The sequence below is a fragment of the Pseudomonas sp. NPDC087690 genome, assembly GCF_044743175.1.
Classification (GTDB): Bacteria; Pseudomonadota; Gammaproteobacteria; order Pseudomonadales; family Pseudomonadaceae; genus Aquipseudomonas.
The window spans coordinates 135,579-151,653 of record NZ_JBIUVX010000006.1 but is presented as its reverse complement, the minus strand read 5'-3'; the positions used below and the strand labels follow the sequence as shown (position 1 = coordinate 151,653).

General features: G+C 60.0%; 16 protein-coding genes. 8 read left to right on the top strand and 8 right to left on the bottom strand.

The window, feature by feature from the left end; genetic code table 11:
* Nucleotides 1-76: 76 nt before the first annotated feature.
* Both ACIPIZ_RS10765 and ACIPIZ_RS10760 read left to right on the top strand, forming a co-directional pair.
* The gene (locus tag ACIPIZ_RS10765) at nt 77-2,323 is read left to right on the top strand and encodes a TonB-dependent siderophore receptor (RefSeq protein WP_122661299.1); all 2,247 of its coding nucleotides are present in this window, start codon (nt 77-79) and stop codon (nt 2,321-2,323) included.
* 226 nt (nt 2,324-2,549) lie between these two features.
* Nucleotides 2,550-2,759 (top strand): hypothetical protein, encoded by a 210-nt coding sequence (locus tag ACIPIZ_RS10760; RefSeq protein WP_064391119.1) that lies wholly within the window; start codon nt 2,550-2,552, stop codon nt 2,757-2,759.
* A gap of 85 nt (nt 2,760-2,844) precedes the next feature.
* On the opposite strand, the gene ACIPIZ_RS10755 is transcribed toward ACIPIZ_RS10760, so the two are convergent.
* From ACIPIZ_RS10755 to zapE, 3 genes are all read right to left on the bottom strand, one after another.
* Nucleotides 2,845-3,342, bottom strand: coding sequence for a GNAT family N-acetyltransferase (locus tag ACIPIZ_RS10755; RefSeq protein ID WP_064391118.1), 498 nt, complete (start codon nt 3,340-3,342; stop codon nt 2,845-2,847).
* A 201-nt stretch (nt 3,343-3,543) separates the two neighbouring features.
* A complete protein-coding gene (locus ACIPIZ_RS10750) occupies nt 3,544-4,125 on the bottom strand; it encodes a DinB family protein (RefSeq protein ID WP_122661341.1) in 582 nt (193 codons plus the stop codon).
* Between the two features lie 17 nt (nt 4,126-4,142).
* A complete protein-coding gene (gene zapE / locus ACIPIZ_RS10745) occupies nt 4,143-5,261 on the bottom strand; it encodes a cell division protein ZapE (protein ID WP_150648682.1) in 1,119 nt (372 codons plus the stop codon).
* A 224-nt stretch (nt 5,262-5,485) separates the two neighbouring features.
* Here zapE and ACIPIZ_RS10740 point away from each other — a divergent pair, with 224 nt between their 5' ends.
* Nucleotides 5,486-6,538 carry an aldo/keto reductase gene (locus ACIPIZ_RS10740; RefSeq protein WP_064391116.1) on the top strand — a complete coding sequence of 351 codons (1,053 nt, stop codon included), beginning with the start codon at nt 5,486-5,488 and terminating at the stop codon, nt 6,536-6,538.
* An 81-nt stretch (nt 6,539-6,619) separates the two neighbouring features.
* On the opposite strand, the gene speB is transcribed toward ACIPIZ_RS10740, so the two are convergent.
* A complete protein-coding gene (speB, locus tag ACIPIZ_RS10735) occupies nt 6,620-7,579 on the bottom strand; it encodes an agmatinase (RefSeq protein ID WP_105708172.1) in 960 nt (319 codons plus the stop codon).
* A gap of 16 nt (nt 7,580-7,595) precedes the next feature.
* Complete coding sequence (locus tag ACIPIZ_RS10730; protein WP_401165278.1) at nt 7,596-8,687, bottom strand: polyamine ABC transporter substrate-binding protein; 1,092 nt, start codon at nt 8,685-8,687, stop codon at nt 7,596-7,598.
* A 99-nt stretch (nt 8,688-8,786) separates the two neighbouring features.
* Between ACIPIZ_RS10730 and ACIPIZ_RS10725 the strand changes: the two genes are divergently transcribed.
* From ACIPIZ_RS10725 to ACIPIZ_RS10715, 3 genes are all read left to right on the top strand, one after another.
* Nucleotides 8,787-9,713, top strand: coding sequence for a LysR family transcriptional regulator (locus ACIPIZ_RS10725; protein ID WP_122661301.1), 927 nt, complete (start codon nt 8,787-8,789; stop codon nt 9,711-9,713).
* Between the two features lie 187 nt (nt 9,714-9,900).
* Nucleotides 9,901-11,367, top strand: coding sequence for a nucleobase:cation symporter-2 family protein (locus ACIPIZ_RS10720; RefSeq protein ID WP_105708168.1), 1,467 nt, complete (start codon nt 9,901-9,903; stop codon nt 11,365-11,367).
* 68 nt (nt 11,368-11,435) lie between these two features.
* Nucleotides 11,436-11,909 carry an LEA type 2 family protein gene (locus tag ACIPIZ_RS10715; RefSeq protein WP_253484190.1) on the top strand — a complete coding sequence of 158 codons (474 nt, stop codon included), beginning with the start codon at nt 11,436-11,438 and terminating at the stop codon, nt 11,907-11,909.
* A 180-nt stretch (nt 11,910-12,089) separates the two neighbouring features.
* Here ACIPIZ_RS10715 and ACIPIZ_RS10710 read toward each other — a convergent pair whose 3' ends face one another.
* Nucleotides 12,090-13,013 (bottom strand): carbon-nitrogen hydrolase family protein, encoded by a 924-nt coding sequence (locus ACIPIZ_RS10710; RefSeq protein WP_064391111.1) that lies wholly within the window; start codon nt 13,011-13,013, stop codon nt 12,090-12,092.
* Nucleotides 13,014-13,097: 84 nt separating this feature from the next.
* On the opposite strand from ACIPIZ_RS10710, the gene ACIPIZ_RS10705 reads away from it, so the two are divergent.
* On the top strand, nt 13,098-14,006 hold the full coding sequence (locus tag ACIPIZ_RS10705) for a LysR family transcriptional regulator (protein ID WP_150648680.1): 909 nt from the start codon (nt 13,098-13,100) through the stop codon (nt 14,004-14,006).
* Between the two features lie 6 nt (nt 14,007-14,012).
* On the opposite strand, the gene ACIPIZ_RS10700 is transcribed toward ACIPIZ_RS10705, so the two are convergent.
* Nucleotides 14,013-14,267: a hypothetical protein gene (locus ACIPIZ_RS10700; protein ID WP_007917411.1), complete on the bottom strand. Its 255-nt coding sequence runs from the start codon at nt 14,265-14,267 to the stop codon at nt 14,013-14,015.
* Nucleotides 14,268-14,421: 154 nt separating this feature from the next.
* Here ACIPIZ_RS10700 and ACIPIZ_RS10695 point away from each other — a divergent pair, with 154 nt between their 5' ends.
* Nucleotides 14,422-14,739, top strand: coding sequence for a YqjD family protein (locus ACIPIZ_RS10695; RefSeq protein WP_016982860.1), 318 nt, complete (start codon nt 14,422-14,424; stop codon nt 14,737-14,739).
* A gap of 72 nt (nt 14,740-14,811) precedes the next feature.
* On the opposite strand, the gene ACIPIZ_RS10690 is transcribed toward ACIPIZ_RS10695, so the two are convergent.
* Nucleotides 14,812-15,852 (bottom strand): Ldh family oxidoreductase, encoded by a 1,041-nt coding sequence (locus ACIPIZ_RS10690; RefSeq protein WP_401165248.1) that lies wholly within the window; start codon nt 15,850-15,852, stop codon nt 14,812-14,814.
* Between the last annotated feature and the right edge of the window lie 223 nt (nt 15,853-16,075).

Here is a 16,075-nt window from a genome sequence, read left to right as displayed (position 1 = left end):
TGACACTAAATCGCAGGTCCTCGCTTCGTCTTTGAACAAACGGATTTTTTCCCTCGAAGACAAGGAGTCGGCTGCGATGTTCGCGCCCATCACCCGTTCCATGACCCTCACGCTTGGCATGTGCAGCGCTGCTTTGAGCGCCGAACTGCTGGCTGAAAACGCGACTGAAAAATCGCCAGAGCCCGCCAGTTCAGCACTGGAACTGGCCTCAACCAATGTCACTGCTCAAGGCCTGGGCACCACGACCGAAAACACCGATGCGTACACCACTGGTGCGATGAGCACTGCGACAAGGATGAACCTGTCGATCAAGGAAACACCGCAATCGGTGTCGGTGGTGACTCGCCAACAGATGGATGATTTCAAACTCGGTACATTGTCCGAGGCCATGAGACAGACCACCGGTATTGTCGTACAACACCTTGACTCGGACCGAGTCGACTATTCCTCGCGCGGCTATTCAATCAACAATTTCCAGATTGACGGCATGCTCAACACCTTCGACCGGATGAAATCCGATTCCGACACCATCATCTACGACCGCATCGAAGTGGTTCGCGGGGCGACGGGGTTGACCACCGGTGCAGGCGACCCTTCGGCGACCATCAACATGGTGCGCAAACGACCGACCACCCGGTTACAGGCGCTGGCCGGCGTCAGCGGCGGCAGCTACGACGATTACTACAGCTACGTCGACGTCGGTGGCCCGCTGGCCTTCGACGGCCGCTTGCGTGGGCGGACGGTACTGGCTTATCGCGACAGCCAGTCAATCCGCGACAAATACGCGCTGCAACGCGAAGTCGGCTACGGCATTCTCGAAGCCGACCTGAGCGAGTCCACTGTGCTGGCCGTCGGTTACGACTATCAGGACAAACACGTGCAAGGCACCGCCTGGGGCACCGTACCGTACTGGAATGCCGATGGCAGCAAAGCCGGACTCGGTCGCTCGACCAACATGGCGACTTCGTGGAGTTCCTGGCCGCTGCGCGACAAGACCGCTTTCGCCACGCTCGACCAGCAACTGGCAGCGGGCTGGCATCTGAAAGCCGCGTATACCCATCGCAACAGTGACAGCGACGGCAAGACTTACTACGGCGGTGGCGGCTTCCCCGAAGCCGACCGCAGCGGCATGAGCGCCTACATGGGACACATGATCGGCGAGCAGAGCATGAAGGCTTATGACTTCAACGTCTCGGGCCCCTATTCACTGCTCGGACGCGAACACGAAATGATGTTCGGCTATGGCGAAGCCGAGCGCCGCGCCGATTCGCCCTATGCCTACGACGGCCCGCGTGCGGCGGATTACGAAAGCATCCGTGACTGGAAGTACATGGGCGATATCGCCAAATTCCCTGATACCGTTACCGGCCTGAGCGGCTCAAAAGGCAAAACCCGGCAAAAGGCCGGTTATCTGGCGACACGCCTGAGTTTCACTGACCGATTACATGCCGTGCTCGGCAGCCGCTACGGCAGTTGGGAGGAATCCAGTCGGGACAGCTACTACAACAGTCAGTTGCAGTTGACCAGGGTCGATGCCACCAGTCAGAGCCAGAACGACGTCTGGACACCTTATGCCGGCCTGCTCTATGACCTGACACCGGAATACACCGCGTACGTCAGCTACACCGACATCTTCAAACCGCAGAGCAATCGCGACAGCAGTCGCAACTACCTCGATCCGGTCGTTGGCAGCAATTACGAACTGGGTCTCAAGGGCAGCCTGTTGGAGGAGCGCCTGAACCTGTCGACAGCGTTGTTCTGGAGCAAACAGGACAACGTTGCCGAAATCGACGATTCGGTCGCACCGGATCCCGTCACCGGCGAGGAGTTCTACAAGAGCGGCGGCAAGGGTAACAAGGTCAACGGTTTCGAAGCCGAGGTCTCGGGTGAGATTCTCAATGGCTGGAACATGACCGCCGGCTACACCTACACCCACTCCGCCGATGGCGAAAAGCAACGCAGCAACACCAACCAGCCATTGAACATGTTCCGTTTGTCCACGGCGTATCGTTTGCCGGGCAACTGGAACGCCCTGACTGTCGGCGGCACCGTGAACTGGCAGAGCGACGTCTACCGCACCGCCAACCGCCCGGTCGGGCGCGGCGCCAACGGGCGGATCACCACCGAGCGTACGCGGATCAATCAGGACGCCTACACCGTGGTCAACCTGATGTCGCGCTATGAGTTCGACAAGCACCTTTCGGCATCGCTGAACGTCGACAACCTGTTCGACAAGAAATATTACGACAACGTCGGCTTCTACAACGGCGTGTACTGGGGTGATCCACGCACAGTGACATTGAGCCTCGACTGGAAGCTCTGATCCCTTCAACACGCCACTAACCCTGTGGCGAGGGGGCTTGCCCCCGTTGGACTGCGCAGCAGGCCCGTGCTTTTTGCCATCAAAAGCGCGAGTCGCTTCGCGACCCGACGGGGCAAGCCCTCTCGCCACAGGTGCACTTAACCCCGAGTTAATTGCGCGGGGAGAAAATCTCCCCCGAGTTCTGCTTCATGGACGAACGGCTCCGACTTGTTCAGTAGGAGGCACCATGAAAATCACTACCGCAATCCTTACCGGGCTATTCGCCCTGGGTTCTGCCAGCGTCTTTGCCGAAGGCGGCGCTGAGCGCATGCGTTATTACTACGACAACTTCCCGGTTCACCACGCCCCGAGCGAGCAGCAGAGCGACGCCAACGCGAAAGAAATTCGCGTTCCCGCCGATCAGACTGCGCAGGTGACCGAGTCCTATCGCAACTGAGATTCACCGAGCAACCGATGGACCTCCCAAGTCTCCGCTCTGGCCTGGGAGAAGACAGTTGGGCGCCCTCTTCGGGCGCCTTTTTTTATGCCTGCAGTTCCTTGATCCAGAACAGCATGCGCCCGTGCTCCGGATTGAACATGCCTGGCGCGAAGCCGAATTTGCCGTAGGCGTTCTGCGCCACGGCGTTACCTTCGAGCACTTCGAGGGTGATCTTGCAGCAGCCGCGCTGGCGGGCGATGTCCTCGACTTTGCGTAGCATTTTCTGACTCAGACCAAGTCCACGAAATTTGCCTACCACCGCTACGTCGTGCACGTTGACCAAGGGTTTGCAGGCAAACGTCGAAAACCCCTCGAAACAGTTCACCAACCCTGCCGGCTCGCCACCGACAAAGGCCAGCACACTGAACGCGTGCGGTCGACGGGCCAATTCTTCCGGCAAGCGCCGTAGCAGATCGGGATCCAGCGAATGACCGCCACCCATAGGGTCTTCGGCGTAATGATTGAGCACGATGCCGATGGCCTCGGCGTGCAGTGGATTGGTGTAGCTGGCTTGAAGCACAAGAATCTCTGCGGAATCCATTTCCATCCCCGAACACACAAATGCCCCGGCGCGCAAAGTGCACGCTGATAGGCCGCTCGACCTTAGCGCGGGCGTGATCCGCCGGGCAACCCGCAACAGCAAAAGATCAAAAGATCAAAAGATCGCAGCCTTCGGCAGCTCCTACATTGAAATACCGTACTCTCTGTAGGAGCTGCCGAAGGCTGCGATCTTTTGCTGTTATCAATGCCCCCAAATCAACGCTTCAGTCCAGCCGAGCTCGACGAAGTCCTGCGCACGCAGGGCACTTTCACCGGCACAAAAAAACTCGTCCAGTTGCGGCGGTTTCACCGACGTACCGCTAAGCATCGCGTGCACTTGGCCACGGTGATGGATCTGGTGCTCGAACAGGTGCGACAGCATGCGCAGTCGGCTGTCGTGCTGCGGTGTGTCACGGGCGATGGTGACTATGCGGGCAAGGTCCGCATCGCGTAATTGCTCGCAATAGGCGATCAGACGCCGATCAACGTGCGCCTGTTGTTCACGCAACGGGGCAGCTGCGGAGAACGGCTCGTCCTGATTGAAAAACACATAACAGTCAGGATGCGGCTCGGCGCCGCGCCGTTCGCGTTCCAATGCGTCAACGTAGAACCAGTCGCAGGTCAGGATGTGATTGAGGGTCAGGCGAATACTCGGGAAAAAACTCACCCGGGGCGCGACCAGCTCGGCGTCGTCGAGTTGCGACCAGGCCTTGGCCAAGCGGTGATTGGCCCAGGCGTTTTGATAGGCCATGGTCAGCAAGTGATGGGATAGCGGTTGACTCATGGTGGCGCCCTCTTCACTCAAGCGTTGGCAAAACGCTGCAATTGCATCTCCTGCAAGCGGCTGAGGGTCCGGCGGAAGGGAAATTCCAGATAACCCTCGGTGTACAACGCGTCCATTGGCACCTGCGCCTCGATGTACAGCGGCACTTTGCGGTCGTAGCACTCGTCGACCAGCGCAATGAAGCGGCGCACGCCGTCGTCATGCACTGACAATTGCGGCAGCTCGCGATCCCCGGCGATCACCCGCTGAGCGCCGTCCTCCGTGCCTCGGGCAATGCGGCCTTCGCGTTTCCGGGCGCTGAGATTGGGCACGTCGCTCATCAGAATAGCCCGGTAGCTATCGCACAGCGCGATGAAATCCATGGCGGCAAACGGCTGTTCGCAAAGATCAGCGTAGCGGCACCACAGCACCGACTCACTGGCCTGAACCACGTTCAGAATCCGATGGCCGACCGGCACGGGTTCGCTGCTGGAGCTCTGTCCCTGTGTCAGCGCCTGAAACACCTCGCTCAGTGCGCTGGCCGAATCCGGCGTGGTGACAAAGTAACGTTGCTCGATGGCGCCAGGGTGCAAGCGATGGTCCTCGGCGCCATTGACCGGGACAACTTGCATATGCGCCTTGATCGCGGTAATCGCCGGGGTAAAGCGGTCACGATTGAAACCATCGGCGTACAGTTCATCTGGCGGCAGATTGGAGGTGCAAACCACGACGACGCCCTCGTCGAACATCACCTGAAACAAACGGCCGAGAATGATCGCGTCGCCGATGTCATTGACGAACAGTTCGTCAAAACACAGGACCCGCACTTCATTCGCCAGTTCTTTGGCCAGCGCGCGCAACGGGTCGGCGATGCCGGTCAACTGGAAAGAACGCTGATGCACCCAGCCCATGAAATGATGAAAGTGTTGACGCCGGGCCGGCACCCGCAGGCTCTGATAGAACTGATCCATCAGCCAGGTCTTGCCGCGCCCGACCGGCCCCCACAGATAAACGCCGGTGACCGAATGGTCACCGGCATGCAAGGCTTCGTGGCATTTCTGTAACACCCAGACCGCGTGTTCCTGGGCTTCATCCTGGATGAAGCCCTTGTGTTGAACAGCGTTTTGCCAGGCACTTAAAGGGGAGTCGAAAGTCATGCGCGGCAGTATGCCACGATGCTCACAGGGAGATATCCAGCCGTGCGGTTTTCCCCTGCTGGTTACGCTGGCGTGCCGGCAACGGCGACAGCGCAAGCTTGCACTGCGATGACTGACCGTTGAGCGGCATGCGTCTTGACAGCAAATATTACCAGCATCATATTGACCTCATATTTCGCTCGTAATTTTATTCCCACTGAGCGATCTTCATCGAGGGCGTTGCCATGCACTACAAGGTTTTTGGCCGTAAAACCGGCCTGCGCGTTTCAGAATTGGCGCTGGGCGCCGGCAACTTCGGCACCGGCTGGGGCCATGGCGCGGAACGTGATGAAGCCAAACGCATCTTTGATGGCTATCTCGATGCCGGGGGCAACTTCATTGATACCGCCAATGGCTATCAAGGTGGGCAATCGGAATCGATGCTCAGTGAATTCATTGCCCCGGAGCGTGATCATCTGGTGATCGCCACCAAATACAGCATGGGTACTACACCGGCAGACGGCATTTCCCACACCGGCAACAGCCGTAAAAATATGGTGCGCGCGGTCGAAGAGAGTCTGAAACGCCTGAACACCGATCACATTGATCTGTTCTGGGCGCATATCAGCGATGGCGTGACGCCCATGGAAGAAATCCTGCGTGGGTTTGATGACCTTGTACGCGCGGGGAAAATTCATTACGCCGGACTGTCAAACTTTCCGGCATGGCGCATTGCTCGCGCCGACCTGCTCGCGGAGATCCGCGGCTTCGCGCCAATTGCGGCGATTCAGGTCGAATACAGCCTGGCCGAACGTAGCGCCGAGCGCGAATTGCTGCCCATGGCGGAAGCCCTCGGTTTGGCAGCCACGCTGTGGTCACCACTGGGCGGCGGCTTCCTCACCGGCAAATATCGCAACAGCGATGACAACAACCGTGCCGCCAAACTCGGCATGTTGGTGCATGCGGAAAAAAGCGCGCGGGAAACCGCCCTCCTCGACACCTTGCTTGCCGTCGCCGCAGAACTCGACGCCAGCCCGACCCACGTCGCCATTGCCTGGCTGCGGGAAAAAGCCAAACGCTCGACCACTGCGCTGATTCCGATCCTTGGGTCGCGCACCCGTGAACAACTCGATGCCACCCTGGGTGCACTCGACGTGCAATTGAGCGATGACCAACTGGCCCGACTCGATGTCATCAGCAGCACGGCGGCGGGTGTTCCCCACGAGACGATTGTCAGCTCGACACCGCGTTTTACCGGTTCGCAGATACTGGATTTGCCTAAGGTTCCGGTGGCGTAAGACGGTTGGAGTCTGCTCACGAAGGCGCTAGGTCAGTTAGAAACAGACTGGCTGAACTGGCGTCTTCGCGAGCAGGCTCAATCAGTGATCGACTTTGTGTCGGGCGGCGTAGAGGCAGAGCATTTCCATCGCCAACGTGGCGGCGGCCAGTGAGGTGACGTCGGCGTGATCGTACGCCGGGGCGACTTCGACAACGTCCATGCCGACCAGATTGATTCCGCGCAAACCACCGAGAATCTCCAGTGCCTGCACCGTACTCAGACCACCGCACACCGGCGTCCCGGTGCCGGGCGCGAAAGCCGGATCGAGGCAGTCGATATCGAACGTCAGGTACACCGGGTTATCGCCGACCCGTGCGCGAATCGCTTCGACGATCGCCTCGCAGCCACGCCGGTGCACTTGTCGTGCATCGAGCACCTGAAACCCCATGTGATCATCATTGGTGGTGCGCAAGCCGATCTGCACCGAACGCGCCGGATCAACCAGCCCCTCACGCGCGGCATGCCAGAACATGGTGCCGTGATCGACACGCTTGCCCTCCTCGTCCGGCCAGGTGTCGCTGTGCGCATCGAAATGGATCAGCGACAGCGTGCCATATTTGCGCGCATGGGCTTTGAGCAGCGGGTAACTGATGAAATGGTCGCCGCCGAAGGTGAGCATGGCGCTGCCGGCATTGAGAATGTGCTCGGCATGAGCTTCGATGCTTTCCGGGATGCTGTGCGGTGAGCCGTAATCGAAATTGCAGTCGCCATAATCGACGACGGCCAAATGATCGAACGGGTCGAACGCCCACGGCCAGTGGCGCTCCCAGGCAATCCCGGTGGACGCCGCGCGAATCCCGCGTGGCCCGAAACGTGCGCCGGGACGGTTGCTGGTGGCGGTGTCGAACGGTACGCCGCTGACAGCGACATCGACGCCGCGCAAATCCCGGCTGTAGCGCCGGCGCATGAAACTGGTGATGCCGGCGTAGGTGCTTTCGGCGGCGGTGCCGTAGAGGCTATCGCGAGTCATCGCCTGATCGTTCTGCATTGGCACGTCCATCTCGGCGCTCCTTTTGTTATTGATGGCTACGGAAAGTGGTCCACAGACGCGTACGCTGACGCATGTCCTTGAGGCTCATGCTGCGGTCGGCGTACAGCCGATTACGCACGTCGGCCGGTGGGTAGATGTCGGGGTCATTGCGCACCGCCTCATCCACCAGCGGTGTCGCTGCCTGGTTGGCAGTGGCAAAAAACAGCGTGTTGGTCAGCTCGGCCACCGAGTCGGGGCGCAACATGAACTCGATGAACGCGCGCGCGGCCTGGGGATGCGGCGCATCCTTGGGAATCGCCAGATTGTCCTGCCAGACCAGCGTGCCTTCCTTCGGAATGCGATAAGCCACTTCGAACGGTTTGTTGGCCTTGCGCGCCTGGTCGGCGGCCATGCTTGCGTCACCGTTGTAGGTCAGTGCCAGGCAAACATTGCCGCTGGCCAGATCATTGATCTGCCGACCGGTGGCGACATAGAGCACTGACGGTTGCAGTTTCTGCAACAACGCCTCGGCGGCGGCAAGATCATGCTTGTCGGTGCTGTAGGGATCTTTGCCCAGATAGTGCAGCGCCAGGCCGATGACCTCTTGAGGCGAATCGAGGATCGCAATCCCGCAGTCCTTGAGCTTGCTCGCGTATTCGGGCCTGAACAGCAGATCAAGGCTGTTCAGCGGCACATCGGGCAGCCGCTGCTGCACCGCTTCGACGTTGATGCCCAAGCCCAGAGTGCCCCAGGTATAAGGCACGCCATAACGGTTGCCGGGGTCGACAGCGGCAAGTTTTTCCAGCAGATCCGGATCAAGATTGGCGTAGCCCTTGAGTCCCTCACGGGCGATCTCCTTCATGGCCCCCGCCGCCAAACCGCGCGCCAGCACACTGGACGACGGCACCACCACGTCGTAACCGCTGCCGCCAGTGAGCAGTTTGGTTTCCAGTACCTCAGAGGTATCGAAGGTGTCGTAACGCATGTGAATGCCGGTTTCCTGCTCGAAACGCTGCAGGGTTTGCGGCGGCACGTAATCGGCCCAGCTATAGAGATTGAGGGTTTTCTCCTCGGCCTGAGCATTGATGACCACGGACAACAACAGCGCGGGGAAACACAGCTTGAACACGGGAGCCATGACGAACACCTGACCGGAGAAAGTGGTGGCAGAATGCGCCGTCGCATACATTAGAAAAATAGCCATATAATTATCCTGACTTTACCCCGGAGTAATGTGATGCTCGGTCAACTCCACGATGTCGATCTGCAGTTGCTGCGCCTGTTCGTCCGCGTGGTTGAATGCGGCGGTTTCAGCGCCGCACAGGGTGATCTGGGTCTGAGTCAATCAAGCATCAGCCAGCAAATGGCCAAACTCGAAACCCGCCTCGGCTATCGCCTGTGCAGCCGGGGCAAAGGAGGTTTCAGCGTGACGCCCAAAGGCGAGCAATTGTTGCTGGCGGCACGCAGTCTGTTTGAATCGATCGAAACGTTTCGCCATCAATCCAACGGTGTCGCTGGACGCTTGATCGGCGAAGTGCGTCTGGGCATTTCCGAGGCGGTCGAACAATCGGTACTGCAGCGCGTCGCCGAGGCGATCCGGCGGTTTCGCGAGCGTGACGAGTCGGTACGCATCGAGCTGATCAGCGCGATGCCCGGTGAGATGGAGCGCCTGCTGCTGCAACAGCGGCTGGACCTGGCGATCGGATATTTTTCGCAGGTGCAAAGTGCATTCGACTATTGCCAGTTATTCAGTGAAACCCAGCATTTGTATTGTGCGCCGGGGCATCCGTTATTCAGCGATCCGGCACCGAACGATGCGGCGCTTGAGGCGTGTGACCGGGTCGATCATCCCTACCGTTTTCTGCGCAGCGACGAGCCGTTTCAGGGCAAGGTCTGTTCGGCGCGTTCGGAACAAGTCGAAGGCACTCTTGCCTTTATCCTGTCGGGCAAACACGTCGGCTATCTGCCCGATCACTATGCGCGGGGCTGGCAGGACAAAGGGTTGCTGCGCACCGTGCGTGAAGGCGCGTTGAGCTTTGAGGTGGCGTTTCATCTGGCCCGGCATCGGGCGCAGGTGCCGGGGGATGCGCAAAAAGCGTTTGAACAGGACTTATTGGCGGCCTTCAAACCTGTGCAGGAGCTGCCGGAGGCTGCGATCTTTTGATCTTGATCCAAAAAAACAAAATCAAAAGATCGCAGCCTCCGGCAGCTCCTACAGAATGGGTTCGGCTCCTCACTCCAATAAAACCTGACCTTTCAGGCAATTATTGCTCGTTGCCCTCGCTGCCCTCTTCCGGCATTCTGCGCCTCCATTTTCTGACCCGGCCTCGCCTCACGGCGCGCAAAACACCATGACCGCCTCTGAAAAAGTCCCACGCAACAACGATCTGCTCTACGGCCTCAACGACCGTCCGCACCTGACCGCCACCGTGTTTGCCGCGCTGCAACACGTATTGGCCAGCTTTGTCGGCATCATCACCCCGACCCTGATCATGGGCGGCGCCCTCGGCCTGCACAGCGAAATCCCCTACCTGATCAGCATGGCGCTGTTCGTCTCTGGCCTCGGTACTTTCGTCCAGGCCAAGCGGTTCGGCCCGGTCGGTTCGGGGTTGTTGTGTCTGCAAGGCACCAGTTTTTCCTTTATCAGCGTGATTCTCAGCGCCGGATTCATGGTCAAGGCTCGCGGCGGCGGCACTGACGAGATTCTCTCGACAATCTTCGGTGTGTGCTTCTTCGCCGCGTTCATCGAAGTGGTGCTCAGCCAGTTCATCGGCAAACTGCGCATGCTGATCACGCCGGTAGTGACTGGCACAATCATCACCTTGATGGGCCTGTCGTTGATCAAAGTGGCGATGACCGACATTGCCGGCGGTTTTGGCGCAGCGGATCTGGGCGCATCCAGCCATCTGTTTCTCGCGGCACTGGTGATCGGCACGATCGTTGTGCTGAACCGCGTCGACGTGCCGTTCCTGCGCCTGGGCGCAATCGTCATCGGGCTGACGCTTGGCTACGTGGTGGCCTGGTTGATGGGCACGGTGGATTTCGCCTCGATGCCTGAGGTACCGCTGGTCAGCGTACCGGTGCCGTTCAAATACGGTTTCAATTTCGACTGGGTGGCTTTCGTCCCGGTCGCGGTGATTTTCCTCGTGTCGCCGCTGGAAGCTGCGGGCGATCTGACCGCCAACTCGATGATCTCGCGGCAACCGGTCAAAGGCCCGCTGTACATCCGCCGCATCAAGTCCGGCCTGCTCGCCGACGGCCTCAACTCGGCTATGGCTGCGGTGTTCAACAGCATGCCGATGGTGACCTTTGCGCAGAACAACGGGGTGATTCAGTTGACCGGTGTGGCCAGCCGTTACGTCGCCTTCTTCATTGCCGGTCTGCTGGTGATACTGGGCCTGTTCCCGATGATCGGCGCGGTGTTGCAGTTGATGCCAAAACCGGTGCTGGGTGGCGCCGAACTGGTGATGTTCGGCACCGTCGCCGTCGCCGGTATCAAGATCCTCGCTGAAGCCGGTCTGCATCGGCGCAACATGCTCATCGTTGCCATTTCGCTGGGCATGGGCCTGGGCATCGCGGCGGTACCGGAAGTCCTGCGTGAGCTGCCGCAAGCGCTGCGCAACATTTTCGAATCGCCGATCACCGTCGGGGCGTTGTGCGCTATCGTGCTGAATATCTTCCTGCCGGAAGAATTCATTGAGCTTGAAGAGGACGATTTCGATCCGGAAGCTTCTATTCTTCAGGTCATGGAAAACCCGGAGATGCCGGCCAAGGGTGAACCTGCCCGGCCAGCGGCTGTCGCACAGTTGAACCGATAACGTCTGGCCTTTTGATAGAAAGGGCTGCACCGGCAACGGTTCAGCCCTTTCTAGTTGAGAGACCGTTCATGCGCCGCCTACACGCCGTCATGCTGTCAATGCTTCTGCTGTCGCTCAGCGCCTGTGCGCTGTTCCCCAACCGTGATCCGGTGAACATCAACGTGGTCGGCCTCGAACCCTTGCCGAGCCAGGATCTGGAAGTTCGCTTCGCGATCAAGATTCGCGTACAGAACCCCAATGAAACGGCTATCGACTACAACGGCATCGCGCTGGATCTGGAGGTCAACGGCCATTCGCTGGCGTCCGGTGTCAGCGATCAGAGTGGCTCGATCGGGCGTTTTTCGGAAACCATCGTCAGCGTCCCGGTCAGCGTTTCGGCGTTCTCGGTACTGCGCCAGACACTCGGCCTGAGCCAGACGCAAACCCTCGACAACCTGCCTTACGTGCTGCGCGGCAAGCTCGCCGGTGGCGTGTTCGGCACCATGCGCTTTGTCGACAGCGGCACCCTGAGCCTGCCCAAGGCGACTGCCGCGACCTGGTAAAAATGCCGTAGTCTCCAAGCTTTATTACTCACAATCATGGAGGCTGCAGGTTTATGGAAGGCACCCCACGCTGGACACCGAGCGGCTGATCCTGCGTCCGCTGAAATTGGTCGACGCCCAGGCGATACGAGTAGTAGCTGCCGCAGCCTGCGGCAGCTACAGGGTGTTGCAAGTCAGCGATCAGGTGTTGAAGCGTACGCCGGGTTTCGCGCGCTCATCCACAGTCAACTCGAACACGTCCGGCCGCGCATAGTGCCCCACCACATCGTAGTCATACCGTGCGCGCACCAGTTCATCGGTGTCGATCTCGGCGGTCAACAGCCCGGCCTCACCGCGCAACGGCCCAGCCAGCACATCGCCCATCGGCCCGACAATCACGCTGCCGCCGGCAATCAATGGCCGATCCGCCGGCCAATTGGCAACGTCTATCCCCAAATCATTCGGCGACGCCTGCACCTGGCACGCACTGACCACGAAGCAGCGCCCTTCATGCGCAATGTGACGCATGCTGACCTGCCACATCTCGCGCTCATCCACGGTCGGCGCGCACCAGACCTCGATGCCCTTGGCGTACATCGCCGTGCGCAGCAATGGCATCATGTTTTCCCAGCAGACCACCGCGCCAAGCTTGCCGACCTGGCTGTCGAGCACCGGTAAGGTCGAGCCGTCGCCCTTGCCCCAGATCAGCCGCTCGGTGCCGGTCGGCATCAGTTTGCGGTGTCTGGCCAGCAATCCGGCTTGCGGGTCGAAATACAGCACCGTGCAATACAAGGTGCTGCCCGCCCGCTCGATCACACCGATCACCAGATTGGCGCCGGTGCGTGCGGACAAACCGGCCAGTGCTTCGGTTTCCGCGCCCGGCACATCGATGGCGTTGGCGAAGTAACGCGCATAGGCCTCACGCCCCTCAGGCAATCGATAGCCCAATTGCGTGCCGAAACTTTCGCCTTTCGGATAACCACCGAGCACGGCTTCCGGCATCACCACCAGTGCCGCGCCGGCTTCGATGATTGCGTTTTCCCAACCAAGAATCTGTTCCAGGGTTTGGCCTTTACCGCCGGGCAAGGCGCCGATTTGCAGGGCTGCAACAATTGACCTGGGCATCGCGATCACTCCATCAGCTTGAGAGGTTGCTGATTCTCCGGCGCCAAGGGATCATGAATAAAGCCCTGATCACTGCTGAATGATATGAGCCAAATGAATATCGCCAACGTCGACCTCAACCTGCTGAAAGTCTTCGAAGCCCTGCACGAGGAATCGAGCGCGAGCCGCGCGGCCCTGCGTCTGAACGTGACTCAATCGGCGGTCAGCGCGGCGCTGCGTCGATTGCGCGAGGTCTATGATGATCAGTTGTTCGTGCGTACCGGCCGTGGTCTGGCGCCGACACTCCGGGCCAATCAACTGAAACCGGTGGTCAGTGAGGCGCTGAACAAATGTCGGCAAAGCCTGGCCATGGTCGACCCGGCCGCCAATCAGTACGAAGGTCGCTCGGTGACGGTTGGCCTGTCGGATGATTTTGAGATTGCCTATGGTCGTCGCTTGATCGAGGAAATCGCCCGCAGTGCACCGAAACTGCGGCTGATCTTCCGCCAGACCCACAGTCAGATCGTCGCGCGGGCGTTGATGGAACGCAGTATCGACCTGGCAATCACCGCCGGCGGCTTTGCTGAACGCCTGCTCAGCCGGCAGGTATTGGGTGAAGGGGGTTACGCCTGCCTGGTCGACCCGGCGAGCCTTGCGCCGGGGCAGCAGCAAATCACTCTGGAGGAGTTTGTCGCTCGCGAGCACCTTCTGGTGTCGTCCGGCGGGTTTATCGGTATCACCGACGAAGGCCTGGCCGCGCTGGGCCTGAGCCGCCGGGTATGCGCGTCGACGACGCACTTCGCGGCGCTGCCCTATCTGCTCAAGGACAGTCAGGCAGTGGCGACGATTCCGACGCACGCCGCCGAGGGTATCGCTGCGCTCAGCGGTCTGGCATTACTGCCCTGCCCGCTGAACTTGCCGCGCTATCCGATCGAGCTGGGTTGGCGGACCAGTACGCAGATCGATCCAGTGGTCGTCAAAGTGCGCGAGGCGATTGCCGCCAGCTTCAGGTAAAAAGCCTTACTTGTTCGCCGCCATCAGGCGATTGACTTCACTGCGCACCATATTGGCGAATTCCGGCGGCGACATGCCGTCCAGCTCCGCACGCACCCACTCGGCCCACTTGCCTTTACGCTTGCCGCGCTCGCCGAACAGCCGCGCGGCCTCGCCTTTGGCTTTGCCCAGATTGTTCTGCCAGAGTTCGAACAGACGGGATTTCTCATCTTCCAGCGCTGCGCGCTCTGCGAGGGATTTGTCGGCCAGATTGAAACTCATGGGGAATTATCCTGCTGCGTAAAATGGCGACATCTTACACGCTCGACGGAAATCTCCTGCGCAGGTTTTTATTCATGACCTAAATTCAGTGCAACTTTTTACGCTGCGTCACACTCCATTGATCACTGTCCATTCACCTGTAAGGAGTCACCCAATGGCCCGCAAATCCGCCGTTCAAGCGGCCGAAGACCAAATCAAGGATCAGGCCTTCAGCGAACTTCAGGCTCTGATCGAAGAGTCGGACAAACTGCTCAAGAGCAGCGCATCGCTGGTCGGTGAAGAAGCGGAAACCCTGCGCGGGCAAATTGCCCTGAAACTGCAGCAGGCGCTGGACTCGGTTTCCAGCGTGCGCGACCGCACCAAGCCGGCCGTCGATGCCACTGAGAGCTACATTGGCGGTCATCCGTGGCAAACAGTGGCAATCTCGGCGGGCTTCGGCCTGGTGGTCGGGTTATTGCTCGGTCGTCGTTGAATCATCGCGAGCATGTAACAGACAAGAAAAAGGCGAGCCCCGTGGCTCGCCTTTTTCGTGTCCGGAACGCACTCAATCCGCGGCCAATTCGCGCAACTGCGCCAAGGTTTGCTCATCCAGCACAATGCCTTCGGCCATTGAGCGGGTGCGCTGCAAATGGCGGCGATCGCCCGGCAAACGCTTCAATCCCACCCCATGCATCTGTCGCACCAGCTCCTGACTGCGCGCGGCAAAGTCCTGCCCCGCGGCTTTGCTCGGATCGATGACGATCAACAACTGACCTGTCCATGGCGTCCGCGCGCCCGGATGATTCGACCAGTCGAACTCGAAGGAAAAATGGCCGCCGGTCAATGCCGCCGCGAGTAACTCCACCATCATCGACAGCGCCGAGCCCTTGTGCCCGCCGAATGGCAGCAACGCCCCGCCCTCAAGAATGGCTTTCGGATCGCAGGTCGGCTGACCGAGGCCGTCCACGCCCATACCCGGTGGCAAGCGCTCGCCCTTGCGCGCGGCGATCTGCACATCACCATGGGCGATGGCGCTGGTTGCCAGGTCGAAGACGATCGGTGCGCCGCCGGCACGCGGGGCCGCGAATGCGATCGGATTTGTGCCGAACAGCGGCCGGTCGGCGCCGTGCGGCACCACGCAGGTCATGCTGTTGACCACGCTGAGCGCCACCAGACCTTCTTCGGCAAAAGGCTCGACGTCCGGCCAGAGCGCGGCAAAGTGATGGGAATTGCGAATTGCCAACACCGCGATCCCGGCGCTGCGTGCCTTTTCCACTAATAGCGGGCGGGCCGCCGCAAGCGCCGGTTGCGCAAAGCCGTTGCCGGCATCGACCCGCACGAACCCGGACGCCACGTCCTCAACCAGCGGCACGGCCTGACCGTTGACCCATCCGCTTTTAAGTGTCGAAACATAACCGGGGATACGAAACACGCCGTGACTGTGGGCGCCGTCACGTTCGGCACCGGCACAGTTGGCCGCCAGCGTGCGGGCGACGAGCGCGGACGTTCCGTGGCGCAGGAAAACCTTTTCGAGCAACTGCGTCAGCGCTTCGAGCGACAACGCGGGCGAGACAGCAGAAGACACAGCATCGTGTGGCGCAGACATCTGAAGCTCCAGACTAATTATTGGAGGGAACAACAGCGTACTAATAGCTTGCCCTGCGATTAACCACGTCAGGCCCGGGTGCTGTCAACCGTTCCGAAGCGCTCGCCGAAGCGCCCATGCACATTCGAGCCTCTAACGTGCGGTAACTATGTACCACCCTCTCTCATCGCAAGGCTTTTAGTCTGGCCGCTCAATTCACCGGCGCACTCAACGGCGCCTGATC